Raw genomic sequence first — 23,738 nt, 5'->3', positions numbered from 1 at the left:
GCGCAATTTATACGGCACCTGAATATTGCACTGAAAACAGCAAGATCATGTCTTTCCCCAATAAAAAGACGAATGCCTGAATTATTGCGAGATCCGATAGTCGGCTACGCAACCTTGCCGCTTGCCTGAAGTCTTCGGGCGACCCATTTGGACCTCTAGGGGACATCGCGATCACACATGCATTGCACGGCATTACGGCACTGACGGCGCTTGCCACGATCGTTATACTGGGCGTTATATCGGGCGGCTGCACGCCGATGGCCGGAGCGACCTACCGGCTCTATCGCTCCTCGAACGACAGCGCGCCGAGGGTCCACTTCGCCAGCTTCAACTCCATACGATCCGGGGATTTCAACCGGCAGAATTGCGCCATGACGCTCGGATTGCTCACCACCAATCTGCATCGGGCAGACCCGTCGTCGACGGTACGGTTCTGGTGCGCCGTGGAATGACCGGGCGGCGCTGCGCGGAGGGACCCGGCCGCTGAGAACCGGCAAGGGCGCAATTCGCCTCGCGCCGCGCCGACCGGCTTTTCAGGCTCCGGCCCAATTCCGGCTTCTTCCAAAGATGTTTATCCGCCGCGCACATGCGTGCATGGAGGCGCGATGCTCGACATCTCGACCGTGACGCGATCCGACCCCGCCGACACCCTGCCCCCGGATTTCGTCGTGATCGACGTCGAGACCGCCTGTTCGCGGGTCAGCAGCATCTGCCAGATCGGCATCGTCGGGTTTCGCGACGGGCGCGAGATCTTCGAATACGAGACGCTGCTCGATCCGCGCGACGAATTCCACCTGTTCAACACCCGCATCCACGGCATCGCCGAGCACCACGTCGTCGGCCAGCCGAGCTTCGCCGACGTCCACGGCATCGTCCACGGCCATCTTTCCGGTCGAACGACGGTGGCGCATTCCTATTTCGACAAGGGCGCGCTGGCGGCTGCATGCAGGGTCCATGATCGCCCTGCGATCGAGACGGTCTGGCTCGACAGCGTACGCGTCGCCAAGCGCGCCTGGCCCGATCTGGAGAGCCACCGGCTCGGGCTGCTCGCCCGATATCTGGGGATCGCGCACAAGCATCACGACGCGCTGAGCGATGCGCGCGCGGCCGGCTGGGTGATCGTCAAGGCGATCGACCATACCGGTATCGCGCTCGACGAATGGCTCGCCCCGCCGCGCAAGCCCGGGCCCGCCCCGCGCCCTGCGCCGTCCGGACCGCTCAGCGGCGAGCGGATCGCGATCCTTGGCGAACCCCGGGATGGTGCCCTGGCCTGCCGGATCGCCGCGCTGGGTGGCCGGATCGTCTCGGCCGTCGGCAACACCACGACCGCGCTGGTGATAGCCGGACGCGCGCCGTACGCCTATTCCGTCCGCAACAGCGGCGCGTTCCGCCGAGCCGAGCAGTATCGCCGCCTCGGTGGTGCGATCCGGATCGTGTCCGAACACGAGCTGGACCTGCCGGGTCTGGCGGCAGGACCGATCACCGGCTGAACATGTCCTTCGCGATATGCGTGATCCGGCACGCCAGATCCGCCTCGCCGCTCGCGACGACGTAGAAGTCCCCGGCATCCGCGATGCCGGTCGTGAAGACGACGTTGTCGAGGTACATCCGGTCTTTCAGCGGCTCGGTCAGCGCGGGGTTCGGTTCCAGCAGCGCGGTGTGCTCGGTCGCGACCGTGATCGACGGGTCGTCCTTGTCGAGGATCGACCAATAGGTGCGGTAGATGCCGACCACGCCCGACGGCTCGACCCCGTGCCACAGCGTCAGCCAGCCGCGATCGGTCAGGATCGGCGGTGCGCCGCCACCCATCCGCGCGGTCGAGACGGTGGCGGCGTGCGGGCGGATACCGGGCTTGTCGTGCGGCTTCCAGTGCAGCGCATCAGGCGAACGCGACAGGTTGATTGACGGCCCGGCCCGCCATTCGCTGTTCGGCGGATAGGCAAAATACAGGTCGCCGAGCGGCCGCGTCTGCGCCCAATATTGCCCGTCGATCAGCCCTTCGAAGATCAGCATGTCCTTGTTCTGGTGATCGAGAACGATCCCCTCGAGCTGCCAGTCGAGCGCATCGGCGGACGTGTACAACGTGGTCGAATGCCGCTCCGGGCTGACCGAGCAGGTGGTCATCAGATAGCGGTCGCCGACCTTTGAGATGCGCGCATCCTCGACGCCGTAGCATTGGTACGACGTCCGCGGCGCGATCGCCTTGTCGTAATGCACCGCAACCACCGAGCGCCCCTCGGCATCCAGCTCGACCGGCAGCAACCACGACAACGACGTCAGCGCCATCACCTTCCACCCGCCCCCAGGGATCAGGAATTTGCGCGGGTCCTTGGTATCCACCATCTGCAACGGCCACGCGTCGAGCACATACGCGCCGTCCTCCCAGCGGATCGCGTGGACGTTGCCGTCCTTGATCGGCTTTTTCAGCGCCTCGGCGACGCGCACCATCAGCAGCAGATTGCCGTTCGCCAGCCGGGTCATCCCCGGATTGAATGCGCCGAGCACATAGGTCTCGGCGCCGACCTTCCCCGCCAGCGGCGAGCGCGACAGATCGATATCGGCGGGGGTGAAGACGAGCTGGTCGAACATGCTATTCTCCTTTGATGCGCAATCCATTGTGTTCCCCCGCGAAGGCGGGGGCCCAGGATCACAAACGCAATCCTGTGTAACCCTGGGCTCCCGCCTACGCGGGAGAACAACGAAGAGAAGCCTACTCCCCCTCCAGCGCCCGGGGCACGATGACGATCTGCTGGATCACCGTCCGGGTCGGCTGCGTCAGCACGAACTCCACACCGACCGCGATATCCTCTGCGCGCAGCATCTGCTCCGCCTCGATCATCTGGCGCTGCTTGTCGTCGGGAACGTCCGGATACTGCATGTTCGACCCGACCTTGCCTGGCTCGACCAGCGAGACCTTGATCCCCTTGGGCCCCAGTTCGCGTCGCAATGCCTCCGAGAAGCCGGCGATCCCGGACTTCACCCCGGCATACACCGTCGAGCTCGGCCCGAGGATATGCGCGCTGAGCGAGCCGATGATGACGATGTCGCTGATCGGCTTCATGCGGTGCGCAGCGTGATGCGCGCTGAGCAGATAGGCGGTGAAGTCGACCGCGATCGCGTAACGAAGCTCGTCCTCGCTCATCTGCGTCAGGCCGCCGGCCGCAACCGCCGCGTTGACGACGGTGATGTCGAAGCCGCCGAGATACGCCTCGCCCGCATCGAAGAACGCACGGACCTTGTCGGGATCGGCAAGCTCGGTGATCATCCCGTCGCCCTCGCCGACTTCGCGAATGCGCGCGAGCGCGTCCTGAAGATAGCGCTCGTCGCGGCCGCAGATGAAGACCTTCGCCCCTTCCGCAGCGAGCAGCACTGCGATCGCCCGGCCGATCCCCGTGGTGCCCCCGGTAATGATGGCCCGGCGGCCCTTCAGCGGGCGGACGGTCGTGTGGGCGTCGGAGAGTTCGGTCATCAAGTATCCCGGATTATCAGCAGATTATCGGCCAGCGGTATGCGGCCCCGCTCTCCCCTAAGCGCGGATCGCGGCCCCCTCAAGCGCGCGCGCCAGCAACCCGTCGATCGAATCGTGCAGCATCGGCTCGCTCAGCGTCGGCGCATGACCGACGCCCGGCACGGTCACGAGCTCGGCGCGATCGAGCGACGCCGCCATCCGTTCCGCCGTCGCCGCCGACAACAAGTCCGATCGCCCACCGCGCACGATCAAGGTCGGTACGTCGCGAAGCGAGCCCAGCGCCTGCCACATATCCGGCCCCGCCTCGTTGCCCGGCACGCGGAACGGCTCGGCGATCTTCAGGTCGTAATCGAGCACGATCCGCCCAGAACTGTTCAGGCGGTACAGCCGCTTCGCCATCGCCAGCCAATCCTCAATCTGCCAATCGGGATAGACGTCGGCGTTGTTCTCGGAGACGCACCGCGCGGCGTGCATCCAGGTCGGGAAGACGCTCGCCTTGCCGACATAGCCGCGAATCCGCGACAGCCCCTGCGCATCGATCTCCGGCCCTACATCGTTGAGCAGCGCCGCCATCATCCGGCCGCGCGAAGGCCCCGCCATCAGCATCGTCACGATCCCACCGAGCGACGTCCCGAACGCGATATACCGGTCGATACCCAGCTCGGTCAGCAACGCCTCGACGTCCTGCACATACGTCAAGGGCACGTACGACATCGGATCCTTCGCGTACGCGCTCTCGCCGCGCCCGCGGAAATCCACCGCGATCAGCCGCCACCGCCCCGCGAGCCGCGCCGCCAGCGCGTCGAAATCGCGCGCGTTTCGCGTCAGGCCGGGCATGCAGAGGATCGGCGGCTGACCTTCCTTGCCCCCTGGATAGTCCCTCGCGTGTAGTCTCAGCCCGTCGTTGGACCACCAATAGAGGTTTTCGTAAGCGGCCATGGTTGCGTCCTTCGGGTAGCGGCCACCATATCGCCGCATGCCCACCCGCCCGCAAGTGTATCGCCCCGAAGCCGAACTGCTAACGCTGGGGGACGGCTTCTTCGATCCCGTCGCCCCCGCCAACTTCCCCGAGACCCGGCTCCGCTTCCGCAACGACCGCGCCGCCGCGCAGATCGGCGTCGACACGCTGACCGATGACGAATGGACCCGCCATTTCGGCCGGTTCGAGCCTTTGCCCGGCACGCTCCCCCAGCCCTTCGCGCTACGCTATCACGGCCATCAGTTCCGCAACTACAATCCCGATCTCGGTGACGGCCGCGGCTTTACCTTCGCGCAGATGCGCGACGATCGTGGCCGCCTGATGGACCTCGGCACCAAGGGCTCGGGCCAGACCCCGTGGAGCCGCGCCGGCGACGGCCGCCTAACGCTGAAGGGCGGTGTCCGCGAAATCCTCGCCACCGAAATGCTCGAGGCGCTGAACGTCCCCACCTCGCGCACGCTGTCGCTGATCGAGACCGGCGAGGAACTCCAGCGCGGCGACGAGCCCAGTCCGACCCGTTCCGCCGTCCTGGTCCGGCTCAATCACAGCCATGTCCGCATCGGCAGCTTCCAGCGCCTCGCCTACGAGCGCAACGAGGCGGGCTTGCGCAAGCTCGTCGGCTATACGCTGCGCAACCTGTACGAAGAGGACAGCGACGACCCGGTCCGCCTGCTCGACCTCGTCGTCGGTCGCACCGCGCGGCTCGCGGCGCGCTACATGGCGGCAGGGTTCGTCCACGGCGTCCTCAATTCCGACAACATCAACGTCACCGGCGATAGCTTCGATTACGGCCCGTGGCGGTTCGCGCCGACCTGGGATCCGGCCTTCACCGCCGCCTATTTCGACCATCAGGGGCTGTATGCGTTCGGCCGCCAGCCCGAGGCGATCCACTGGGACGTGATGCAACTCGCGGTCGCGCTTCGCCAGATCGCCGACAGCGACCCGCTCGTCGCCGCGCTCGACCAGTTCGGCCCGCGCTATCAACCCGAAGTCACGCAGGCGATCCTCTGGCGGCTCGGCGTCCGTCCGCGCGACCCCGACGCCGACCGCGACCTCGTCCAGGCCACCGAACGCGCCCTGCGCACCTCGGGCGTCGGCATCGACCGGTTCTTCTTCGATGTGTTCGGCGGAAACCTGCCGGACACGTACGACGCGCAATGGGACCAGGTCCGCGCGGCACTCGCGTCGTACGAACCGCGAAAAGACCGCTCGCATCCCTATTGGTCGGGCGAACCGTGCAGCATGCTGATCGACGAAGTGGAAGCAATCTGGGCGGCGATCGCCGAGCACGACGAATGGTCGCTGCTCAACGCCAAGATCGCCACGATCCGCGAAATGGGCGAAGCGCTAGCCGAATAAATGCTCCCCTCCCTGGAAGGGAGGGGCTGGGGGTGGGTCGGCCGGTTTGAGCCGCAAACGTCTGAACCCATGGAACCCGCCCCACCCCCGCCCCCTCCCTTCCAGGGAAGGGGGGAAGCAGCGCGGCACATCCCCCAGTGGAAACCCGCCGCGAATCAAGGCAAGAGTGACGCATGTCCGACGAGATCATCTCCTACGAGCCCGCCACCGGTGCGGTCCTCTGGCGCCATCCGATCGGCGACGTCGATGCCGAAGTCGCCTGCGCCCGCGCCGGCTGGTCGAGCTGGGCATCGAAACCGCTCGCCTTCCGGATCGAGACGATGCGGCGCTTTGCCAACATCGTCCGCCAGCGCAACGACGCCTTCACCGACCTGATCGCGCGCGAGACCGGCAAGCCGATCTGGGAAGCGCGCGGCGAGGTCGAGACGGTCATCGCCAAGGTCGACATCTCGGTCAGCGCCTATGCCGATCGCACCGCGCAGCGCCGCCTGGAAGCGACGATGGGCTCGCGGATCGCCGTCCGCCACAAGCCGCACGGCGTGCTCGCGGTGCTCGGGCCGTATAATTTCCCGGCACACCTGCCCAACGGCCACATCGTCCCGGCGCTGATCGCCGGCAACGCCGTCGTCTTCAAGCCGTCGGAAAAGACCCCTGCCGTCGGCGCGTTCCTCGTCGAATGCTTCCGCGCCGCGGGCGTGCCGGCCGAGTGCATCCGCCTCGTCATCGGCGGCCCGAACGAAGGCAAGGCCCTCGCCGCGCATCCCGATATCGGCGGCCTGCTATTCACCGGCTCGGCCAGCACCGGCCTCGCGCTCAACCGGGCATTTGCCGAAAAACCCGAAAAGATCCTTGCGCTGGAGATGGGCGGCAACAACCCGATCGTCGTATGGGACGCGCCCGATCTGCACACCGCCGCCGTCCTGATCATCCAGTCCGCCTTCACCACCGCCGGCCAGCGCTGCACGGCCGCACGTCGGCTGATCGTCGACACCAAGCTCTACGACCCGCTGATCGCCACGCTCGACAAAATGGTCGGGCGGATCATCGTCGGCGAACCGCATGCCAACCCCGCGCCGTTCATGGGACCGGTGATCGACAACGAAGCCGCGGAACAACTGACCGAGAGCTTCCTCGAACTGCTCACGCGCGGCGGTCGCCCGATCCGTCATCTCGAACGTCCGGTCGCGGACCTGCCGTTCCTCAAGCCCGCGCTGATCGACGTCACCGATGTCGCCGACCGTCCCGATGTCGAACTGTTCGGCCCGATCCTCCAGGTCGTCCGCGTCGACGATTTCGACGCCGCGATCGCAGAGGCGAACGCCACGCGATACGGCCTGTCCGCGTCGTTGATCAGCCAGACGCCTGCGCTGTACGACCGCTTCTGGGCGAACATCCGGGCGGGCATCGTCAACTGGAACAAGCCGACAAATGGTGCTTCGTCGGGCGCACCGTTCGGCGGCATCGGCTGGTCGGGCAACCACCGGCCGAGTGCTTATTATGCCGCCGATTACTGCGCCTACCCGGTAGTCAGCAGTGAATCCGAGAGCGCGCGCGCGAGCATCGGGATCGGTCTGGCCGACGGCTGATCGCCTCCGATCTGATCCTCCCACGCCAGGGGGAGGTGGCTGGCACTTGCCAGACGGAGGGGGAGGTAAGCGACGACCTATGCTCCGTGTCCTCCCCCTCCGTCGCTGCGCGCCACCTCCCCCTGGCGGGGGAGGATCGTTGGGTTGGTCGGCTGACCTCGCGCACCGCAAAAGCAATCCTACCTGCTGCCAAAGCATCATTCGGTTGCAGCACGGCGCCCATCCGCCCATCTCCGGTCGCATGGCAAGTCTCCTAGACCCCACCGCCCGCGGGCGCGTCATCCTCGTCGGGGCGGGCCCGGGCGATCCCGGTCTCCTGACCGTCCGCGCGGTTGAGGCGCTGAAGACCGCTGACGTCGTCGTGCATGACGGGCTGATCGATCCGCGCGTGCTCGATATCGCGCCACCCTCCGCGCAGCGTATCTCGGTCGCCAAGCAGCGCGCGCGTCACACGCTGCCGCAGGAGGCAATCAACGCGCTGATCATTGCGCACGTGAAGACCGGCGCCATCGTCATCCGGCTCAAGGGTGGCGATCCGTTCGTGTTCGGCCGCGGCGGCGAGGAGGTCGAGGCGGTTCGCGCTGCGGGTCTCCCCGTCGAAGTGATCCCTGGCGTCTCGGCCGCACTCGGTTGCGCGGCGGAAGCGATGCTGCCGCTGACGCACCGCGATCATTCGAGCGCAGTCAGCTTCGTCGCGGGCCAGTGCAAGGGTTTGACCGAGCAGGACTGGTCGGGGCTCGCCGGCCAAGGCCGCACGCTTGTGATCTACATGGGCATCGCCACCGCGACCGACATTGCCGACAAGCTGATGGCCGACGGCGTCGCGCCCGACATGCCCGTCGCCGTGCTCGAACGCGGCACGTTGCAGGGCAGCCGAGCGATCCGGACGCTACTCGCCGATCTCGGCGCCATGGTGGCGCGTGAGGCGGTGAAAAGCCCCGCGATCATCGTCGTCGGCGAGGTCGTCGAACTGTCCGACGCCGAAGACAAACTCGCCCGCTGGGCCCGCGTAGCAGAGGACGCCGCCGCATGAAGCTGTTGACCGGAAACGACCTTCCCACCGGCGACGTCGTCTGGTGGACCGGCAACGGCTGGTCGCGCCATATCGAGGACGCGGTCGACGTCGGCGTTGCGGGTGAATCCATCCTCCAGGCTGAGGAAGGCGCACGCCGGGTCAACGTGCCCTATTTGATCGAGGCGACGCAAACCGACGAAGGCCCCCGTCCCGCCCACATCAAGGACCGCATCCGCGCGCTCGGCCCGACGATGCGGCCCGACCTGACTCTCAAACCCGCCGACCCGAACGCCGGCAGCTGGGTAATCTGATATGTATAAATATGACGAATATGACCAGGCGATCGTCGACCAGCGCGTCGACGAATTCCGCGATCAGGTCCGCCGCCGCCTCTCGGGCGAGCTGACCGAGGACCAGTTCAAACCGCTCCGGCTGATGAACGGCCTGTATCTCCAGCTGCATGCGTACATGCTACGCGTCGCGGTGCCGTACGGGACGCTCGACGGCCGGCAGATGCGGATGCTCGGGCATATCGCGCGCAAGTATGACCGCGGCTACGGGCACTTTACCACGCGGCAGAACATCCAGTTCAACTGGATCCAGCTCGACCAGACCCCGGACATCCTCCAGGAGTTGGCGACGGTCGAGATGCACGCCATCCAGACCAGCGGCAACTGCATCCGCAACATCAGCTCCGACCAGTTCGCCGGCGCCGCAGCGGACGAGGTCGCCGACCCGCGCCCCTGGGCCGAGCTGATTCGCCAATGGTCGACGTTCCACCCGGAATTCACGTACCTCCCGCGGAAATTCAAGATCTGCGTGATCGCGGCGGACGAGGATCGCGCGGCGATGCGGCTGCACGATATCGGCATCGAGCTGCACGTCCGCGACGGCGAACTTGGCGCGAAGATCTTCGTCGGCGGCGGCATGGGCCGCACGCCGATGATCAGCCACGAAATCCGCGATTTCGTCCCCGCCGACGACCTGATGAGCTACCTCGAGGCGTGCCTGCGCGTCTACAATCGCTACGGCCGGCGCGACAACATCTACAAGGCGCGGATCAAGATCCTGCTGCACGAGATCGGCCCCGACGAATATCGCCGCCAGGTCGAGGAGGAATTCGCCGCGGTGAAGGGCCTCGGCCTCGATCCTCCGCGGGCCGAACTGGAGCGTATTACGAGCCACTTCGGCGCGCCCGACTTCGATCCGAACGCCTCGACCGACATCGACCGCAGCGATCCCGACTTCGCGGTCTGGCTCGATCAGAACGTTAAAGCCCACAAGCAGCCGGGCTACGCGATCGTCAACATCAGCCTGAAGCCAATCGGCGGCATCCCGGGCGACGCGTCGGCGGACCAGATCGACGTGATGGCCGATCTCGGCACGCGCTACAGCTTCGACGAACTGCGCGTCACGCATGCGCAGAACATCGTCTTGCCGCATGTTCGCATTGCCGACCTGCAAGCGGTGTGGTTGGCGCTGAACGACGCCGGGCTCGCTGAGGCCAATCTCGACCTGATCAGCGATATCATTGCCTGCCCCGGCCTCGATTATTGCAGCCTCGCCAATGCGCGCTCGATCCCGCTCGCACAGAAGATCGCGACCCGCTTCGGCAGCCTCGATCGCCAGCGCGACCTGGGCGAACTGAAGCTCAAGATCAGCGGCTGCATCAACGCCTGCGGGCATCATCACGCGGGCCACATCGGCATTCTCGGCGTCGACAAGAAGGGCACCGAGAATTACCAGCTCTCGCTCGGCGGCTCGGGCGCTGAGGATGTGAGCCTCGCGAAGATCACCGGGCCCGGTTTCTCCGAGGACGGCGTGGTCGACGCGATCGAGCGCGTCACCGACCGGTATCTTCAGGTCCGCGATCCCGGCGAGCGCTTCCTCGACACCTACCGCCGCGTCGGCTTCGAGACGTTCAAGGAAGCGATCTATGGTTGAGTATCCAGACCAGACGCTACTCCGCTTCCGCGATGACGAGCCACATGACGAGCCCGCGGTGACGCTTGATTCGTTCATCGGCCAGAGCAACGCCGCGGCCGTGCGCCTGGAAGCGGGCGACGACGCACGCGCGCTGTTGCCGCAGATCGACCAGCTTGCGCTGATCGAGGTGAGCTTTCCCGGCTATCGCGACGGACGTGGCTATTCGTCCGCGCGGATCCTGCGCGAGGCGGGCTATACCGGCGAACTGCGCGCGCAGGGCGACGTGCTGGTCGATCAGATTCCGCTGATGCGGCGCTGCGGGTTCGACAGCTTCGCACCCCAGGCGCCGATCGACATCGACGTGCTGCGCGCGAGCCTGGAGCGCTACGACACGCCGTACCAGAAGGCGGCGGACGGCGCGGTGCCGGTGTGGAAGCTGCGCCATGGGTGAGCCCGCGCGCAAGCTCGACATGATCGACGTCACGCCGGCGTTCACGCGCGCCGATGCGATGGCGATGCAGGAGCGGTTCGAAGGCGTCTCCGCACAGGAGATGCTGTTCGAACTGCTGGTCGGCGAGTTGCGTGGGCGGATCGCGGCGGTGTCGTCGTTTGGCGCGGAGTCGGCAGTGCTGCTGCACATGGTCGCGCAGGTCGATGTCGACGTGCCGGTGGTGTTTACGAATACGCAGAAGATGTTCGGCGAGACCTTGGCGTATCGTGACGAACTGGCGGAGAGACTGGGCTTTACCGATCTCCGGGTGTTCCGTCCCGATCCGCGATTGCTAGCGATCAAGGACAAGACGGGCCTGCGTTGGTCCTACGATCCCGACGGCTGCTGCGATCTGCGCAAAGTCGAGCCGTTGCGGCGGGCGTTGGCGCCGTTCGATGCTTGGATTTCGGGGCGGAAGGGGTTCCAGTCGGGGACTCGTACCGCTCTCCCCCGGTTCGAGGAGGACGAGGGGCGGTTGAAGATCAACCCGCTGGCAGATTGGGACAAGTCGAAGCTCGACGCGTATTTCGCCGAGCACGAGTTGCCGCGGCATCCGTTGGAGGCTCAGGGCTATCTCTCGATCGGCTGTGCGCCGTGCACGACCAAAGTCGCCCCCGGCGAAGACCCGCGCGCTGGTCGGTGGCGCAGTTTCGACAAGGTCGAATGTGGCATCCACGCGCCGACTGACTACGACCCGATGATTTGACCCCTTTCCCTCGCCCCTACGGGGAGAGGGAGGGAGGAGCCACTTGGCGACGGAAGGGAGAGGGGAGTTGGGATGCGACGTCCCGAGCCTCACTCCCCTCTCCCTTCCCACGGCAAGCGCCGCGGGCCCCTTCCCTCTCCCCGGAGGGGAGAGGGACCTCGTAGGATCAATACTCCGCTAGATCCGAGAACTTCGTGATCGTCGGATCGAACTTCATCCGAACCTTGCCGGTCGCGCCGTGGCGCTGTTTGGCGATGATCAATTCCGCCAGACCGTACACCCGCTCCATCTCCGCCGCCCACGACGCGTGATCCTCGAAGATCTTCGCGCTGTCGCCTTCCGCCGGCCGCTTGGGCTCCTTCGACGCGACGTAATAGTCCTCGCGGTACACGAACCAGACCATGTCGGCGTCCTGCTCGATCGAGCCGGACTCGCGAAGATCCGACAGCATCGGCGTCTTGTCCTCGCGCGATTCCACTGCACGCGACAGCTGCGACAGCGCGAGTACGGGCACGTTGAGGTCCTTCGCCAAGGTCTTCAGCCCGCGCGAAATCTCGGAGATTTCCTGGACTCGGTTGCCGTCCTTGCTCTTGCCCGATCCCGACAGCAGCTGGAGGTAATCGACCACCACCAGCCCGATCTCGTTGTTGTGCCGACGCTGCAACCGGCGCACGCGCGTATGCAGCGCGCCGATCGACAGACCGCCGGTATCGTCGATGAACAACGGCAAATTCTCCAGCTCGGCCGCCGCGGCCGCGAGCTGCGCGAACTCTGTGCGGCTGATCTTACCCATGCGGAGCGATTCGGAGCTGATCTGCGACTGCTCGGCGAGAATACGCGTCGCGAGCTGATCCGCGGACATTTCCAGCGAGAAGAACGCGACCTTCGCACCGACCGAATCCTTGGGCGCGATGCCGTCGGCCATGTCGCGCATCCAGCGCCGCGCAGCGTTGAACGCGATGTTGGTCGCGAGCGAGGTCTTGCCCATGCCCGGACGCCCGGCGAGGATCATGAGATCGCTGTGATGCATGCCGCCGATCTTCGCGTTGATCGAATCGATGCCGGTGGTGACGCCCGACAGGTTGCCGCCCGAGTTCAGCGCGCGCTCGGCCATCTTGACCGCCGCGGTGGTCGCCTGCGCGAACGACTTCACCGTGTTCTCGGAGCCCCCATCCGCCGCGACCTTGAACAGCTCCTCCTCGGCGAGTTCGATCTGCGCGCGCGGATTGACCTCTTCCGAGGTATCCATCGCACGGTCAACCAGCGTCCGTCCGACAGATACGAGCGCGCGGAGCATGGCGAGGTCGTAGATTTGCTGCGCGAACTGGCGCGCGCCGATCAGGCCGGCGCCGCTGCCCGTGAGTCCGGCGAGATACGCGGGCCCGCCAAGTTCGCGCATGCCTTCGTCGGCATCGAACATCGGCCGCAGCGTCACTGGCGTCACCAGCATGTCGTTGCCGCGCAGCGTCTTGATCGCCGCGAAGATCCGGCCGTGGACGGGTTCGAAGAAGTGTCCCGGTTCGAGCTTGTCGACGAGATCGTCCGCGAGCCGGTTGTCGATCATCATCGCACCGAGCATCGCGGCTTCCGCCTCGACGTTGCGGGGAAGCTGCTGCGGCTCGGCCACAGCGGAGACGGGGAATGCGAGAGTTGCCATTGCCTGCACCTACGCGATGGACGCGCGCGCGTCCAAGCAGCGTGCGGTGGAATGATGGGGATAAGTCGTCCGTTCCTCTCCCCTCTGCTTCCCCCCTCCCTGAAAGGGAGGGGGTTGGGGGTGGGTCGGGTTCCGGATCGTGGAACGGTTGCGGCGAAAGCTGGCCTACCCACCCCCTGCCCCTCCCTTTCAGGGAGGGGAGCGCGTTGTGCTCTTGGCTTCTGCGACGCTCAGACCAAGTGACAGGCGATACGACCCCCGCTATCGAACCGGTATGGCCGACCCGCGGATCATCGATGTGCAACTCGACGAGACCAGTCTCGGCTGGCGCTCGCCCGACGTCGAGCAGGAGCGGCGGATCGCGATCTTCGACCTGATCGAGGGCAATCACTTCGCCCCGCAGCGTGCCTATGCCGATGGCTATGCCGGCCCCTACCGGATCAAGCTCCAGTCGGAGGAAGGACGCCTCGGCATCCATATCCACCGCGAGGACGACACGCATCTGGAGACGCTGGTGCTCGCGCTCGGGCGCTTTCGCCGGCCGATCCGCGATTATTTCGCGATTTGCGACAGCTATTACCAAGCGATCCGGCAATCTTCGCCAGCGCAGATCGAGACGGTGGACATGGCGCGCCGCGGCATCCACAACGAGGCGGCAGAGCTGCTGAAAGAACGCCTCGACGGCAAGATCGAGGTCGATTTCGACACCGCGCGGCGGCTGTTCACGCTGATCTGCGTCCTCCACATCCGCAACTAGAAGACACATGGCTTACGGACTTCTGAAATTCGCCGGCGCGCTGGCCGCGGCCGGCTTTGTCGGCATCTGCGGCTGGACCGCCGCGACCGGCTGGCATCCCGACGTGAAACGCTATCCGTTGCAGGGCATCGACCTGAGCGAAAATGCCGGCCCGGTCGAATGGGGCACCGTCCGCGCGAGCGGCGCCGACTTCGCCTATATCGTCGCCACGTCCGGCACCGACCGCCGCGATCCTGGGTTCGAGGCCAATTGGGCCGCGTTGCCCGAGGCCGGCCTGCGACGCGGCGCGGTCCATGTCTATTCGCTGTGCCAGCGTGCGGACGAGCAGGCGAATGCGTTCAACACGTTCGTGCCGCGCACGTCCGATGCGCTGCCGACCGCGCTCGATATCGCCTTTCACGACGACTGCACCGCGCGACCGGATCGCGCGACGCTGATCGCCGATGTCTCGCAGTTCGTGACGATGGTCGAGACGCACACTGCGCAACCCGTGATGTTGCGGATCAGCAAGGACGTCGACACGCAATACGCGCTGTCCGGTGCGGTGCCGCGACCGTTATGGGCGGTGTCGAACGTGATCAAACCCGACTATACCGCGCGGCCGTGGCGGATGTGGCGGGCAAGCGATTTTCGGCGCATCGACGGGATCGAGGGACCGGTGAACTGGGACGTGGTGACATCATGACTGAACACGCAATCGCACTCGTAGCCGCAGCCCGCGAGGCCGCACGCAATGCCCATGCGCCCTATTCGCGGTTCGCGGTCGGGGCGGCGGTCCTGCTCGACGACGGCAGCGTCATCACCGGCGCCAACTTCGAGAATGCGAGCTACGGCCTGTCGCTGTGCGCCGAGACGGTCGCGATCGCTGCCGCAAGTGCCGCGGGACGGCTGCGCGATATCGTCGCGATCGGCGTGATCGGCGGGGCGATGGACGCCGAGGGGCGCGCGACCGGCAGCTCGCCGGTGAGCCCGTGCGGGCGCTGCCGCCAGGTCATCAACGAAGCCGCGCAGATGGGGAAGCGCGATCTTCCAGTGCATTGTGGTGCGGCGGAGGGCGATGCGATCCGAACCTACGCGATATCGGAATTGCTCCCCGACGCGTTCGGCCCGGCGGACCTGGGGATCGGCTAGTCGACTTGGCCGTCCGTCAGCGCGGCGTTTCGTAGAAGCCGCGGAAGCGTTTGCTCGGCTCGAACAGGCGGGTCTGGCCGATGACGGTCTCGCCCGCGCCCATGACGAATACGCCGCCGGGGTTCAGCGCGGCGGCGATCTTGGGGAACACCTGCTCCTTGGTGGTCGCCGACAAATAGAGCAGCACGTTGCGACAGAGCACGACGTCGAACCGGCCGGCCGGCGCCGGGTCGGCCATCAGGTTCATGCGGCGAAAGACGACGCGCTTGAGCAGGTCGGGCTTGGCGATCCAGTCGCTGCCGGTCGTGTCGAACCAGCGCACCATCCGCCGCACCGGCAGGCCGCGCTGGATCTCGAATTGCGAGAAGCGGCCGGCGCGCGCGCGCGCGATCGCCGCGTCCGAGACGTCGGTGGCGACGATCTCCGGCACCGGCGCACCAGTCGTTTCGTGACGATCGGCGAACAGCATGGCGAGCGACAAGGGCTCCTGCCCGGTCGAGCAGCCGGCGCACCAGATACGGGCGCGACGCCCCCCAGCTTCGGCCGCTGCGACGGCCTCGGCGAGCATCTCGAAGACCTGCGCGTCGCGGAAGAACGAGGTTTCCTGGTTGACCAGCGCGTCGACGATCCGGTCGCCGATCAGCCGATCATTGCCTTCCAACAACTGCGTCACGAGTTGGTCGAGCGTGTCGAGATTGCGGTCGCGGAGCAAAGGCTTGAGTGCGGTGTCGAGCCGCCAGGAGCGATAGGCCGCGATCTGTTGCCCGGTGCGCGCCTCGAGCAGCGCGGTCAGCACGTTGATCGCGGTCTGCGAGGCGGGCGGGCATGCCGAAGAGCTGGGCGTCATGGTCGACGTCGCGATGCGATCAGCGTACCGATCGCAGACGGCGGGAGTACCGCGTCGGCGACTCCCGATGACGCGACCGCGCCGGGCATGCCCCAGACCACCGAGCTGTCACGGTCCTGCGCGACGACGCAACCGCCGGCGTCGTGCACCCGTTGCGCGCCCTCCGCGCCATCGCGGCCCATCCCGCTGAGCACGATCGCCAGCACGCGCGCGCCGTACACGTCCGCGATCGAGGCGAGCATCGGGTCGACCGACGGCATGCAGCCGCTACCGGCGGGCTCGTGCGTCAGACGGAAGGCGGCGCCGCCGTCCCGCAGCTTGACGCATTTGAGATGCGCATCGCCCGGCGCGACAATGATCCGGCCCGGACGAATCCGCAGCCGGTCGGTCGCGACTTCGCAGGGGCGGCCGGCGAGCAACGCGATCTGCGCCGCGAAATAGGGCATGAACGACGCCGGCAGATGCTGGGTGATGACGATCGGCAGGCGGAACCCGGCGGGAATCGCACGGAACATCTGGCTGATCGCGTGGATACCGCCGGTCGAGGCGCCGATCGCGACGATGTCGTAATCTTCGCTTGGCGAGACGGAGCGCGGTGCCGCTGGAGAGGCTGTGAAAGACCTTGTGGTGGTCGGGGTCGACCGGACGAGTGCGACCGGCGGCGCGTGTATCGAATCCTCGCACAGCCTTTCGAGCTTGGAGACCAGCGCGCCGCCGAACCGCCCGGAAAGCTCGCCGGCGGAGGGCTTGATCAACGTCTCCGCCGCACCGAGAGCGAGCGCCTGCATGGCCTTCGGGCCGCCCTCGTCCGCGCTCGACGAGACGATCAGAACCTTGGCCCCCTTCCCGGCCGCGACCAGCGCGGGCAAGGCTGTCAGCCCGTCGATCCCCGGCATCTCGATATCGAGCAGGATGAACTCGACCGTCGTGCGGCCGAGAAACTCCAGTGCGGCCGCCGCGCTGCCGACCGCACCGACCACGGAGAACCGATCGCTCGCATCGATCGTCCGCGCGATCACCGCGCGCGCGACGACCGAATCGTCGACGAGCAGCACGCGGGCCGTGTCCGCGCTGTCGCGGTCCGCCGGGCGCGGGACAGAGAGGGGTCGGTTCGCCACCGTCTTGCCCGGATCAGGCCATGCCGACGATCTGGAGCTTCGATTCCAGCGTTTCGCGGTCGAACGGCTTCATGACGTATTCGTCGGCCCCGGCCTCGATCGCCGCGCGGATATAGGCCATGCCGTTTTCGGTCGTGCAGAACACCACCTTGGGGCGGCGCGGTACGTCGGCCTCACGCAGCGCGCGCAGGAAATCCATGCCGCTCATGACCGGCATGTTCCAGTCGAGCAGGATCACGTCCGGGATCGACGCCATGCATGACGCCAGCGCTTCACGACCGTCACAGGCTTCGGTGACGGTGAAATCGAGCGTCTCCAGGATGTGGCGCGCGACCTTGCGGATCACCTTTGAATCATCGACGACGAGACAGGTCTTCATGGAAAGCCTTCCGGGAAAATCGTGAGACCGGTCTACGCGGGAAAGCGTAAGCGCCGGGTTAAGCAACGTAAAATTTCAGGCGGCGGGTATAGTCGCGGGAATAACTGCGGCGAGATCGAGGATCAGCAGTGGTTCGCCATCGCGCTCGACGATGCCGGTCCCGGCCGTCGCCCAGCCGCGGTGCAACGCCAGTCCCGACGACAGCGGCAACCGCGCGAACGGCGCGACGTCCTCGATCGAATCGACCAGGATCGCATAATGATGCCCCTCGACCACGGTGATGACGGCGCGACGGACGGCGTCGGGCGTCGGCTTCAGGCCGAGTGCCGTACCGGTGTCGATCACCGTCACCACGCGACTGCGCAGCGCCGCGAGACCGCGCACGAACGCATCTGCGCGAGGCACCGCGACGACCTCGCCGATATCAACCACTGAATCGACCTGAGCGGCGGCGATCGCGACGCCGCGTCCTGCGATATGCGCCACGAGGAACAGTTCGCTCACAGCGCCCTCCGTGCCGCCAGCGCAGCGATCAACGCCGGCCGGTCGTAACGATAGATGCTCGCGTCATCCTCACCCTCGGCAGTGCGCGTCCGGCGCAGCGTCACTACCGGCGCCAACGTCTCGCCGAGCGGCGTATCCTCCATCGCCAGCGCCACGGCTGCGGTCTCGCCGGCCGCCAGCGTGGTGACGCAACGATACCCCGAGGCTTCGAGCGCAGGCTTCAGGAACGTCTCCATCCAGCCCGACCCGTCGACCTGCAACAGGCACACCGGCAGCGATGCGAGCATGACCGGCTGGCCCGCAAACAGCGCATGCGGATCGACCAGTTCAATCTGCTCGCCGGAGATCGAGACCACGCCGGCGATCGGCCCGGTGCCGCGTGCAGGTGCCTTCTCGGCAGGCAGCGCGACGATCTCGATCGCCTCAGCGATCGCATAGGCCATCTCGCTTTCGCCGTCGGTCAGGCGCAGCACCGCGACCTCGGTGCGCGTGCCGAACGCAGCGACCGCGTGGAGCGGGATGATCGCATCGCCGATCGACAGCCGCATCGCCCCGCCCGACCAGCGGATCGCGTCCACCGGCACCGGCTCGACTCGGTCGATCACCGCCAGCGCGATCGCACGACGGCAACCGTCGAGATCGTCGAACAGCAGAGCGGGGACGCCCGGAACGACCGCTTCGGCTTCGGTCGACGCGGCGGCCACCGGCGTAAAGCGCAACCCCGCGACCGCGGCGATCCCCGACGCATCGAGCAGCAGCATCGGCAGGCCGTTGTCGGGCAAGGTCTTGCCCGCATAGACGCCGGTTGCCATCACCGCAGGCGAGGCGGGCTTCACCACCAGTTCCTCGGTATCCAGCACGGTATCGACGCCGAGCGCGTAATCCCCCTCGCGCGTCGACACGATCACCAGCGTCGGCGGCGCGTCGTCGTTCAGCTTGAACAGCTGGCCGAGCGATACCAGCGGCATCCGCCGGCCGCGCACCGTGACGGCGGCCGCGTCGCCGATCGTGTCGATTCGCACGGCGTCGCCGCGGACCATTACGATTTCCTCGATCGCCTGGCGTGGAAGCGCAAACCGCTGCGTGCCGACGCCGACGATGATCGTCGACAGAATCGACAGTGTCAGCGGCACGTGAATGACGATCCGAAGCCCGCGCCCCGGATCGTTGGTCAGCACGATCCGGCCGCCGATCTGCTCGATATTGGCGCGCACCACATCCATGCCGACGCCGCGCCCCGAGATCGCGGTCACCGCATCGCGGCTCGACAAGCCGGGAGCGAAGATCAGGTCGAGCTTGGCCGCCTCGCTCATCGCCGCGAGTTCGGGGAGGCTGAGGAGCCCCTTTTCCGCGGCCTTTGTGACGATCCGCGCGACGTCGATGCCCTTGCCGTCGTCGGTGACCTCGATCAGGATCTGATTGCCGGACTGGCGGGCGGAGACGACCAGCCGGCCGTTCTTGGGCTTGCCGAGCGCGCGGCGCTCTGCCGGTCCTTCGATGCCGTGATCGATCGAATTGCGGATGATGTGGACGAGCGGATCGCGCATTAGCTCGATCATCTCGCGGTCGAGCTCGACATCGGCGCCCTCGATCGCGAGATCGACGCTCTTGCCGAGTTCGGCACTGGTATCGCGCACCATCCGCGGCAGCGCCGAGAACAGCGCGTCGACCTTCTGCATGCGCGTCCGCGTGACGGTGTCGCGCATGTCGGCGACGGTCAGCGACAGGCGTTCGAGCGCCGCCTCGACCTTCGGGTCGACGTCGCAGTCGCGCAGTCGCCGAGCCAGCTCGTTGCGCGCGAGCACCATCTCGGACATGCCGCTCATCATGTGATCGAGCAGGTCGACGTTCAGGCGTACGCTGCGGCTGGCGGCGCGACTATGCGGGGTGGTCGGTGCCTGTGCGCGGGGCTGCGCGTCGGGCGCGAGCGCGGCGATCAGCAGATCCTCACCCGAATCGTCGAGCGGCGAGCCGCTGTCGATCGCCTCGACGATCTCGCCGATCCGGTCGACGATGCCGAGCACCGCGTTGACGAGCGCTGTATCGGGGGTGCGCTTGCCGTCGCGGACCGCCGCCAGGACGTCCTCAGCCGCGTGGCTCAGCCGGGCAAGGCGCGGCAGGTCGAGAAACCCGCAGCTTCCCTTGACGGTATGGACGAAGCGAAAGATCGCATCGAGGCGTCCGCTGTCCGCGGGTGCGGCTTCCCACGCGACGATCTCGCCGGAGATCGCCTCCAGCGTTTCGCGCGTCTCGGCAATGAATTCCTGTAACAGATCGTCCATGCGGGCCCCGCGTTCGAGGCCTGTCATGCATGGCGGAGGTTAAGGGCGCGTTAGCCCGTCTTCTCAGTCCTCCCCATAGCGGGGGAGGATCGAACTTGCTCCTTACCGCGCGTTGAAGACCGCGCCGAAGATCATGATCCCCTCGGTCGGCTCGGACACGATCACCGTGCCGCCCGCCTCCGCCACGACCGTGTTGATCAGGTACGCAGCGGCGGCGCGCGGCGTGACGGTATGCGCGCCCTCGCCTTCGACCAGCGTGCGACGGATTTCGGGGTCCAGCACGATCCGCGCGCCCTCGATTTTCACGACGATCTCCAGCTGCCCGTCATTCTCCTCGCCGCCGACCTCCATCGTGCCGCCGCGGACCAGCGATTCGGTCGCCACCAGCACAAGGTTGAGCAGCACTTTCACCGCGGACTTGGGCATCGCCGAGGCCTCGACCGCCCAGACGAAATTGATCCGCTTGTTCTCCGCGACCAGCCCCTCGATCGCGTTGCGGGCCTCATGCGTGTCGACCAGCTCGCCGAACCCGCCGGCCGCCCCGAAGGCCAGTCGGAAGAACTTCAGCTTGCTGGCGGACGCACGCGCGCTATCGGCGAGCAACTGCATGACCCGCTCGCGCATCGCCGGATCGGTCTCGTCGGCGAGCAGCTCCAGCCCGTTATTGAGCGCCCCCACCGGCGACAGCAGGTCGTGGCACAGGCGCGAACACAGCAGGCTCGCGAAATCGACCGGGCTGACCGTCATGAAATTCCCCTAATTCTGGAGCGTCTTGTGGCGGTGGTGCGGCGAGTGCGCAATGCCACATCTCTTTAGTTTGGCGCTTCTTATGGTTCGGGCGAGCGACTCTGACTTCTTCCCCTGCTCGGATGGGAAGGGTTGAGGATCCTTCTTCCCCCCTTCCTGGAAGGGAGGGGTTGGGGGTGGGTCGGTTTCCGCATGTTTACGGCGTCGTGGATAAAATCGGCCAACCCATCCCCAGCCCCCCCTTCCAGGGAGGGGGGAAGGCTCGGACGGCTATCCGATAGGATCGATCGCCTCCTCGACGAACTCCCCGACCTCGACCGATCGCCAAGCCCGTGCCAAACCCCCGCCAAGGATGACCCAGATCGCGCCATCCCCCAGCGCCTGCGCCGCATCGCGCGGAGACGGGATAGGCGAATTAGACGGGTGCGAATGATAGTGTCCGATCACCGCCATCGCCCCGCCTCGCCCGCGCCGATGCGCTGCGAACAACGCCTTCGGATCGATCTCGAACGCCCGCGCCGGGTTCGCCGCAACGTTCGCGCACGCCTCCGCCGCTTCGATCGACCCCGTAGCCCCGAACAACAGCCCGCAGATCTCGGCATCCGGCGATGCGTCCGCTGCGGCGATAAGTTGTGTCAGCACTTCGCTTGAAATCGTCACGCTCATCGCCACATCGCTACGACATGGACCGGGGGGTTTCCATCGTCGAAGCATCGATCACGCCGGCCACGGATGGCTGGAGGCTCGACCGTGCGCTCGCCGAAGTGCTGCCCGACATGTCGCGCGAGCGGCTGAAGGCGCTCATCGCCGCGGGGCAAGTGACGCTCAACGGCCGAGAATGGCGCGATTCGGCGAAGAAGACCGCGACCGGCCAGGTGTTCGCGGTCGCGATCCCACCGCCGACCCCGCTGCACAACGAAGCGCAGGATATCCCGCTTGTCGTCGCCTATGAGGACGACGACCTGATCGTGATCGACAAGCCGGCCGGCCTCGTCGTCCACCCCGCCGCGGGTAATTTCGACGGGACGCTGGTCAACGCGCTGCTTCACCACTGTGCTGGCAATCTGTCGGGCATCGGCGGCGTTGCACGGCCGGGAATCGTCCACCGCATCGACAAAGACACGTCGGGGCTGATGATCGCCGCCAAGACCGACCGCGCGCACGAAGGCTTGGCGAAGCAGTTCCACGACCACAGCATCGACCGCCGCTACAAGGCGATCGTCGGCGGCATCCCGCGCCCGCCTAGCGGCACCGTCAACGCACCGCTCGCGCGAAGCCCCCAGAACCGCAAGAAGATCGCGATCGTCGAGGGCGGCAAGCGCGCAGTAACGCATTTCTCTACGATCGAGACGCTCCGCGGCGCTGCGTTGATCGAATGCCGACTTGAGACCGGAAGGACGCATCAGGTGCGTGTGCACATGGCGTCGATCGGCCACGCCTTGTTGGGGGACCCGGTCTATGGTAGAACAAAGCAAGCTCAGAAGTCGCTGCTCGAAACGCTCGGTTTCCGCCGGCAAGCCTTGCACGCGGCGCATCTGGGGTTCATCCATCCGGTGAAAAGCGTCGCTTTGGCATTCGAAAGCGAAATGCCCGCAGACATGCAGGAACTGTTCACTCAGCTTCACGTATAGATAATCGACACTATGCCGCAACGCGGCAACCGGGGGCCGCAGTGCGGCAATCGGGGTCAGCAGAAAGGGATTACGACCATGGCAGCCCGCTCCAACGTTCCAGCGACGATTCCTGCGCTCGGCAGCGAGGCGGGCCTCAATCGCTATCTCGCCGAGATCAAAAAATTCCCGCTGCTGAAACCCGAGCAGGAATACATGCTGGCCAAGCGCTTCCAGGAGCATGGCGACACCGAGGCCGCGGCGCAGCTGGTGACCTCGCATCTCCGCCTCGTGGCGAAGATCGCGATGGGGTATCGCGGCTATGGCCTGCCGACGTCGGAGCTGATCTCCGAAGGCAATATCGGGCTTATGCAGGGCGTGAAGAAGTTCGAACCCGAGCGCGGCTTCCGGCTCGCCACCTATGCGATGTGGTGGATCCGCGCGTCGATCCAGGAATATATCCTGCGCTCGTGGAGCCTTGTGAAGATGGGCACCACCGCCGCGCAGAAGAAGCTGTTCTTCAACCTGCGCCGGATGAAGAGCCGTCTCGATGCGTTCGAGGACGGCGATCTGCGTCCCGAACACGTCACCAAGATCGCGACCGATCTGGGTGTCGCCGAAACCGACGTCGTCAGCATGAACCGCCGCATGGCTATGGGCGGCGATACGTCGCTCAACGTGCCGATGCGCGAGGACGGCGAGGGCCAGTGGCAGGATTGGCTGCAGGACGATGCGCCATTGCAGGACAAGATCGTCGCCGATGCGCAGGAGGCGGACGTTCGCCATTCGATGCTGGTATCGGCAATGGACGACCTGAACGAGCGTGAGCAGCATATCCTCACCGAGCGTCGTCTTACGGACGACCCCAAGACGCTCGAGGAATTGTCGCAGGTCTACGGCGTGTCACGCGAGCGCGTCCGACAGATCGAGGTCCGTGCGTTCGAGAAGCTGCAAAAGGCGATGATGCGGATCGCCGGCGAGAAGCGCCTGCTGGCGGCGTAAGTCGTGCGCACCGTCGTCATCGGCGGCGGTGCGGCCGGTATTGCCGCGGCGAGGACACTGCACGACGCTGGGCGTGACGTCCTTCTCGTCGAGGCCAGCGACCGGCTCGGCGGTCGAGCTAGGAGTCTCTCGCTCGCTTCTTTGTTCCCCCGCGAAGGCGGGGGTCCAGTCTGG

26 protein-coding genes are annotated in these 23,738 nt (G+C 66.3%); 15 read left to right on the top strand and 11 right to left on the bottom strand.

Going from position 1 to position 23,738, the window contains the following annotated elements; genetic code table 11:
- Window positions 1-182: 182 nt before the first annotated feature.
- Together H8S47_RS14790 and H8S47_RS14785 are read left to right on the top strand one after the other, a co-directional pair.
- Entirely contained in the window at window positions 183-452 is a 270-nt protein-coding gene (locus tag H8S47_RS14790) for a hypothetical protein (RefSeq protein ID WP_187504595.1), read from the top strand.
- 153 nt (window positions 453-605) lie between these two features.
- Window positions 606-1,490 (top strand): exonuclease domain-containing protein, encoded by an 885-nt coding sequence (locus tag H8S47_RS14785; protein WP_187504594.1) that lies wholly within the window; start codon window positions 606-608, stop codon window positions 1,488-1,490.
- Here the strand turns inward: H8S47_RS14785 and H8S47_RS14780 are convergent.
- The 3 genes from H8S47_RS14780 to H8S47_RS14770 form a co-directional block, all read right to left on the bottom strand.
- The gene (locus tag H8S47_RS14780) at window positions 1,480-2,589 is read right to left on the bottom strand and encodes a glycoside hydrolase family 130 protein (protein ID WP_187504593.1); all 1,110 of its coding nucleotides are present in this window, start codon (window positions 2,587-2,589) and stop codon (window positions 1,480-1,482) included. The genes H8S47_RS14785 and H8S47_RS14780 overlap by 11 nt on opposite strands.
- A gap of 121 nt (window positions 2,590-2,710) precedes the next feature.
- Window positions 2,711-3,469, bottom strand: coding sequence for an SDR family oxidoreductase (locus H8S47_RS14775; RefSeq protein ID WP_187504592.1), 759 nt, complete (start codon window positions 3,467-3,469; stop codon window positions 2,711-2,713).
- A 57-nt stretch (window positions 3,470-3,526) separates the two neighbouring features.
- On the bottom strand, window positions 3,527-4,408 hold the full coding sequence (locus H8S47_RS14770; RefSeq protein WP_187504591.1) for an alpha/beta fold hydrolase: 882 nt from the start codon (window positions 4,406-4,408) through the stop codon (window positions 3,527-3,529).
- A gap of 37 nt (window positions 4,409-4,445) precedes the next feature.
- Between H8S47_RS14770 and H8S47_RS14765 the strand changes: the two genes are divergently transcribed.
- The 7 genes from H8S47_RS14765 (at window position 4,446) to H8S47_RS14735 (ending at window position 11,530) form a co-directional block, all read left to right on the top strand.
- A complete protein-coding gene (locus H8S47_RS14765) occupies window positions 4,446-5,807 on the top strand; it encodes a protein adenylyltransferase SelO family protein (RefSeq protein ID WP_187504590.1) in 1,362 nt (453 codons plus the stop codon).
- Between the two features lie 173 nt (window positions 5,808-5,980).
- Window positions 5,981-7,393: a succinylglutamate-semialdehyde dehydrogenase gene (astD, locus tag H8S47_RS14760; RefSeq protein ID WP_187504589.1), complete on the top strand. Its 1,413-nt coding sequence runs from the start codon at window positions 5,981-5,983 to the stop codon at window positions 7,391-7,393.
- A gap of 241 nt (window positions 7,394-7,634) precedes the next feature.
- Window positions 7,635-8,426 (top strand): uroporphyrinogen-III C-methyltransferase, encoded by a 792-nt coding sequence (gene cobA / locus H8S47_RS14755; protein ID WP_187504588.1) that lies wholly within the window; start codon window positions 7,635-7,637, stop codon window positions 8,424-8,426.
- On the top strand, window positions 8,423-8,719 hold the full coding sequence (locus tag H8S47_RS14750) for a DUF2849 domain-containing protein (RefSeq protein WP_187504587.1): 297 nt from the start codon (window positions 8,423-8,425) through the stop codon (window positions 8,717-8,719). The genes cobA and H8S47_RS14750 overlap by 4 nt, the downstream gene beginning before the upstream one ends.
- Window position 8,720: 1 nt before the next feature.
- A complete protein-coding gene (locus H8S47_RS14745; protein WP_187504586.1) occupies window positions 8,721-10,352 on the top strand; it encodes a nitrite/sulfite reductase in 1,632 nt (543 codons plus the stop codon).
- On the top strand, window positions 10,345-10,785 hold the full coding sequence (locus H8S47_RS14740; RefSeq protein ID WP_056050673.1) for a DUF934 domain-containing protein: 441 nt from the start codon (window positions 10,345-10,347) through the stop codon (window positions 10,783-10,785). The genes H8S47_RS14745 and H8S47_RS14740 overlap by 8 nt, the downstream gene beginning before the upstream one ends.
- Window positions 10,778-11,530 (top strand): phosphoadenylyl-sulfate reductase, encoded by a 753-nt coding sequence (locus H8S47_RS14735; RefSeq protein ID WP_187504585.1) that lies wholly within the window; start codon window positions 10,778-10,780, stop codon window positions 11,528-11,530. The genes H8S47_RS14740 and H8S47_RS14735 overlap by 8 nt, the downstream gene beginning before the upstream one ends.
- Before the next feature lie 166 nt (window positions 11,531-11,696).
- On the opposite strand, the gene H8S47_RS14730 is transcribed toward H8S47_RS14735, so the two are convergent.
- Complete coding sequence (locus H8S47_RS14730; protein WP_187504584.1) at window positions 11,697-13,187, bottom strand: replicative DNA helicase; 1,491 nt, start codon at window positions 13,185-13,187, stop codon at window positions 11,697-11,699.
- A 274-nt stretch (window positions 13,188-13,461) separates the two neighbouring features.
- On the opposite strand from H8S47_RS14730, the gene H8S47_RS14725 reads away from it, so the two are divergent.
- Genes H8S47_RS14725 through H8S47_RS14715 form a run of 3 tightly spaced genes read left to right on the top strand, consistent with a single transcriptional unit; the run spans window position 13,462 to window position 15,075 of the window.
- Entirely contained in the window at window positions 13,462-13,944 is a 483-nt protein-coding gene (locus H8S47_RS14725; RefSeq protein ID WP_187504583.1) for a UPF0262 family protein, read from the top strand.
- A gap of 7 nt (window positions 13,945-13,951) precedes the next feature.
- Window positions 13,952-14,629 carry a glycoside hydrolase family 25 protein gene (locus tag H8S47_RS14720; RefSeq protein WP_187504582.1) on the top strand — a complete coding sequence of 226 codons (678 nt, stop codon included), beginning with the start codon at window positions 13,952-13,954 and terminating at the stop codon, window positions 14,627-14,629.
- Window positions 14,626-15,075: a cytidine deaminase gene (locus H8S47_RS14715; RefSeq protein WP_187504581.1), complete on the top strand. Its 450-nt coding sequence runs from the start codon at window positions 14,626-14,628 to the stop codon at window positions 15,073-15,075. Before H8S47_RS14720 ends, H8S47_RS14715 begins: the two co-directional genes overlap by 4 nt.
- A gap of 16 nt (window positions 15,076-15,091) precedes the next feature.
- Here the strand turns inward: H8S47_RS14715 and H8S47_RS14710 are convergent, their stop codons facing one another.
- From H8S47_RS14710 to H8S47_RS14680, 7 genes are all read right to left on the bottom strand, one after another.
- The gene (locus H8S47_RS14710; RefSeq protein ID WP_187504580.1) at window positions 15,092-15,922 is read right to left on the bottom strand and encodes a CheR family methyltransferase; all 831 of its coding nucleotides are present in this window, start codon (window positions 15,920-15,922) and stop codon (window positions 15,092-15,094) included.
- Window positions 15,919-17,040 (bottom strand): chemotaxis-specific protein-glutamate methyltransferase CheB, encoded by a 1,122-nt coding sequence (gene cheB / locus H8S47_RS14705; protein ID WP_328805560.1) that lies wholly within the window; start codon window positions 17,038-17,040, stop codon window positions 15,919-15,921. Before cheB ends, H8S47_RS14710 begins: the two co-directional genes overlap by 4 nt.
- Before the next feature lie 13 nt (window positions 17,041-17,053).
- Entirely contained in the window at window positions 17,054-17,419 is a 366-nt protein-coding gene (locus H8S47_RS14700; RefSeq protein ID WP_187504579.1) for a response regulator, read from the bottom strand.
- Between the two features lie 75 nt (window positions 17,420-17,494).
- Entirely contained in the window at window positions 17,495-17,923 is a 429-nt protein-coding gene (locus tag H8S47_RS14695) for a chemotaxis protein CheW (RefSeq protein WP_187504578.1), read from the bottom strand.
- Window positions 17,920-20,205 carry a chemotaxis protein CheA gene (locus H8S47_RS14690; RefSeq protein ID WP_187504577.1) on the bottom strand — a complete coding sequence of 762 codons (2,286 nt, stop codon included), beginning with the start codon at window positions 20,203-20,205 and terminating at the stop codon, window positions 17,920-17,922. The genes H8S47_RS14695 and H8S47_RS14690 overlap by 4 nt, the downstream gene beginning before the upstream one ends.
- Window positions 20,206-20,307: 102 nt before the next feature.
- Complete coding sequence (locus tag H8S47_RS14685; RefSeq protein ID WP_187504576.1) at window positions 20,308-20,952, bottom strand: histidine phosphotransferase family protein; 645 nt, start codon at window positions 20,950-20,952, stop codon at window positions 20,308-20,310.
- A gap of 270 nt (window positions 20,953-21,222) precedes the next feature.
- Window positions 21,223-21,618, bottom strand: a complete 396-nt coding sequence (locus H8S47_RS14680) for a M67 family metallopeptidase (RefSeq protein WP_187504575.1) — start codon at window positions 21,616-21,618, stop codon at window positions 21,223-21,225.
- A gap of 17 nt (window positions 21,619-21,635) precedes the next feature.
- Here H8S47_RS14680 and H8S47_RS14675 point away from each other — a divergent pair, with 17 nt between their 5' ends.
- From H8S47_RS14675 to H8S47_RS14665, 3 genes are all read left to right on the top strand, one after another.
- Entirely contained in the window at window positions 21,636-22,583 is a 948-nt protein-coding gene (locus tag H8S47_RS14675) for an RluA family pseudouridine synthase (RefSeq protein ID WP_187504574.1), read from the top strand.
- 78 nt (window positions 22,584-22,661) lie between these two features.
- Window positions 22,662-23,564 (top strand): RNA polymerase sigma factor RpoH, encoded by a 903-nt coding sequence (rpoH, locus tag H8S47_RS14670; RefSeq protein WP_056048373.1) that lies wholly within the window; start codon window positions 22,662-22,664, stop codon window positions 23,562-23,564.
- A gap of 3 nt (window positions 23,565-23,567) precedes the next feature.
- The coding region (locus tag H8S47_RS14665) for an FAD-dependent oxidoreductase (RefSeq protein ID WP_187504573.1) at window positions 23,568-23,738 on the top strand (171 nt) is incomplete at its 3' end.

Source organism: Sphingomonas albertensis (genome assembly GCF_014358075.1).
Classification (GTDB): domain Bacteria; phylum Pseudomonadota; class Alphaproteobacteria; order Sphingomonadales; family Sphingomonadaceae; genus Sphingomonas; species Sphingomonas albertensis.
This window is presented reverse-complemented; position numbering and strand designations above follow the sequence as displayed.

Coding starts and splice junctions, on each gene's coding strand:
- H8S47_RS14785 (WP_187504594.1), top strand. CDS start 606: ATGCTCGACATCTCGACCGTGACGCGATCCGACCCCGCCGACACCCTG.
- H8S47_RS14780 (WP_187504593.1), bottom strand. CDS start 2,589: ATGTTCGACCAGCTCGTCTTCACCCCCGCCGATATCGATCTGTCGCGC.
- H8S47_RS14775 (WP_187504592.1), bottom strand. CDS start 3,469: ATGACCGAACTCTCCGACGCCCACACGACCGTCCGCCCGCTGAAGGGC.
- H8S47_RS14770 (WP_187504591.1), bottom strand. CDS start 4,408: ATGGCCGCTTACGAAAACCTCTATTGGTGGTCCAACGACGGGCTGAGA.
- H8S47_RS14765 (WP_187504590.1), top strand. CDS start 4,446: ATGCCCACCCGCCCGCAAGTGTATCGCCCCGAAGCCGAACTGCTAACG.
- astD (WP_187504589.1), top strand. CDS start 5,981: ATGTCCGACGAGATCATCTCCTACGAGCCCGCCACCGGTGCGGTCCTC.
- cobA (WP_187504588.1), top strand. CDS start 7,635: ATGGCAAGTCTCCTAGACCCCACCGCCCGCGGGCGCGTCATCCTCGTC.
- H8S47_RS14750 (WP_187504587.1), top strand. CDS start 8,423: ATGAAGCTGTTGACCGGAAACGACCTTCCCACCGGCGACGTCGTCTGG.
- H8S47_RS14745 (WP_187504586.1), top strand. CDS start 8,721: ATGTATAAATATGACGAATATGACCAGGCGATCGTCGACCAGCGCGTC.
- H8S47_RS14740 (WP_056050673.1), top strand. CDS start 10,345: ATGGTTGAGTATCCAGACCAGACGCTACTCCGCTTCCGCGATGACGAG.
- H8S47_RS14735 (WP_187504585.1), top strand. CDS start 10,778: ATGGGTGAGCCCGCGCGCAAGCTCGACATGATCGACGTCACGCCGGCG.
- H8S47_RS14730 (WP_187504584.1), bottom strand. CDS start 13,187: ATGGCAACTCTCGCATTCCCCGTCTCCGCTGTGGCCGAGCCGCAGCAG.
- H8S47_RS14725 (WP_187504583.1), top strand. CDS start 13,462: ATGGCCGACCCGCGGATCATCGATGTGCAACTCGACGAGACCAGTCTC.
- H8S47_RS14720 (WP_187504582.1), top strand. CDS start 13,952: ATGGCTTACGGACTTCTGAAATTCGCCGGCGCGCTGGCCGCGGCCGGC.
- H8S47_RS14715 (WP_187504581.1), top strand. CDS start 14,626: ATGACTGAACACGCAATCGCACTCGTAGCCGCAGCCCGCGAGGCCGCA.
- H8S47_RS14710 (WP_187504580.1), bottom strand. CDS start 15,922: ATGACGCCCAGCTCTTCGGCATGCCCGCCCGCCTCGCAGACCGCGATC.
- H8S47_RS14700 (WP_187504579.1), bottom strand. CDS start 17,419: ATGAAGACCTGTCTCGTCGTCGATGATTCAAAGGTGATCCGCAAGGTC.
- H8S47_RS14690 (WP_187504577.1), bottom strand. CDS start 20,205: ATGGACGATCTGTTACAGGAATTCATTGCCGAGACGCGCGAAACGCTG.
- H8S47_RS14685 (WP_187504576.1), bottom strand. CDS start 20,952: ATGACGGTCAGCCCGGTCGATTTCGCGAGCCTGCTGTGTTCGCGCCTG.
- H8S47_RS14680 (WP_187504575.1), bottom strand. CDS start 21,618: ATGAGCGTGACGATTTCAAGCGAAGTGCTGACACAACTTATCGCCGCA.
- H8S47_RS14675 (WP_187504574.1), top strand. CDS start 21,636: ATGGACCGGGGGGTTTCCATCGTCGAAGCATCGATCACGCCGGCCACG.
- rpoH (WP_056048373.1), top strand. CDS start 22,662: ATGGCAGCCCGCTCCAACGTTCCAGCGACGATTCCTGCGCTCGGCAGC.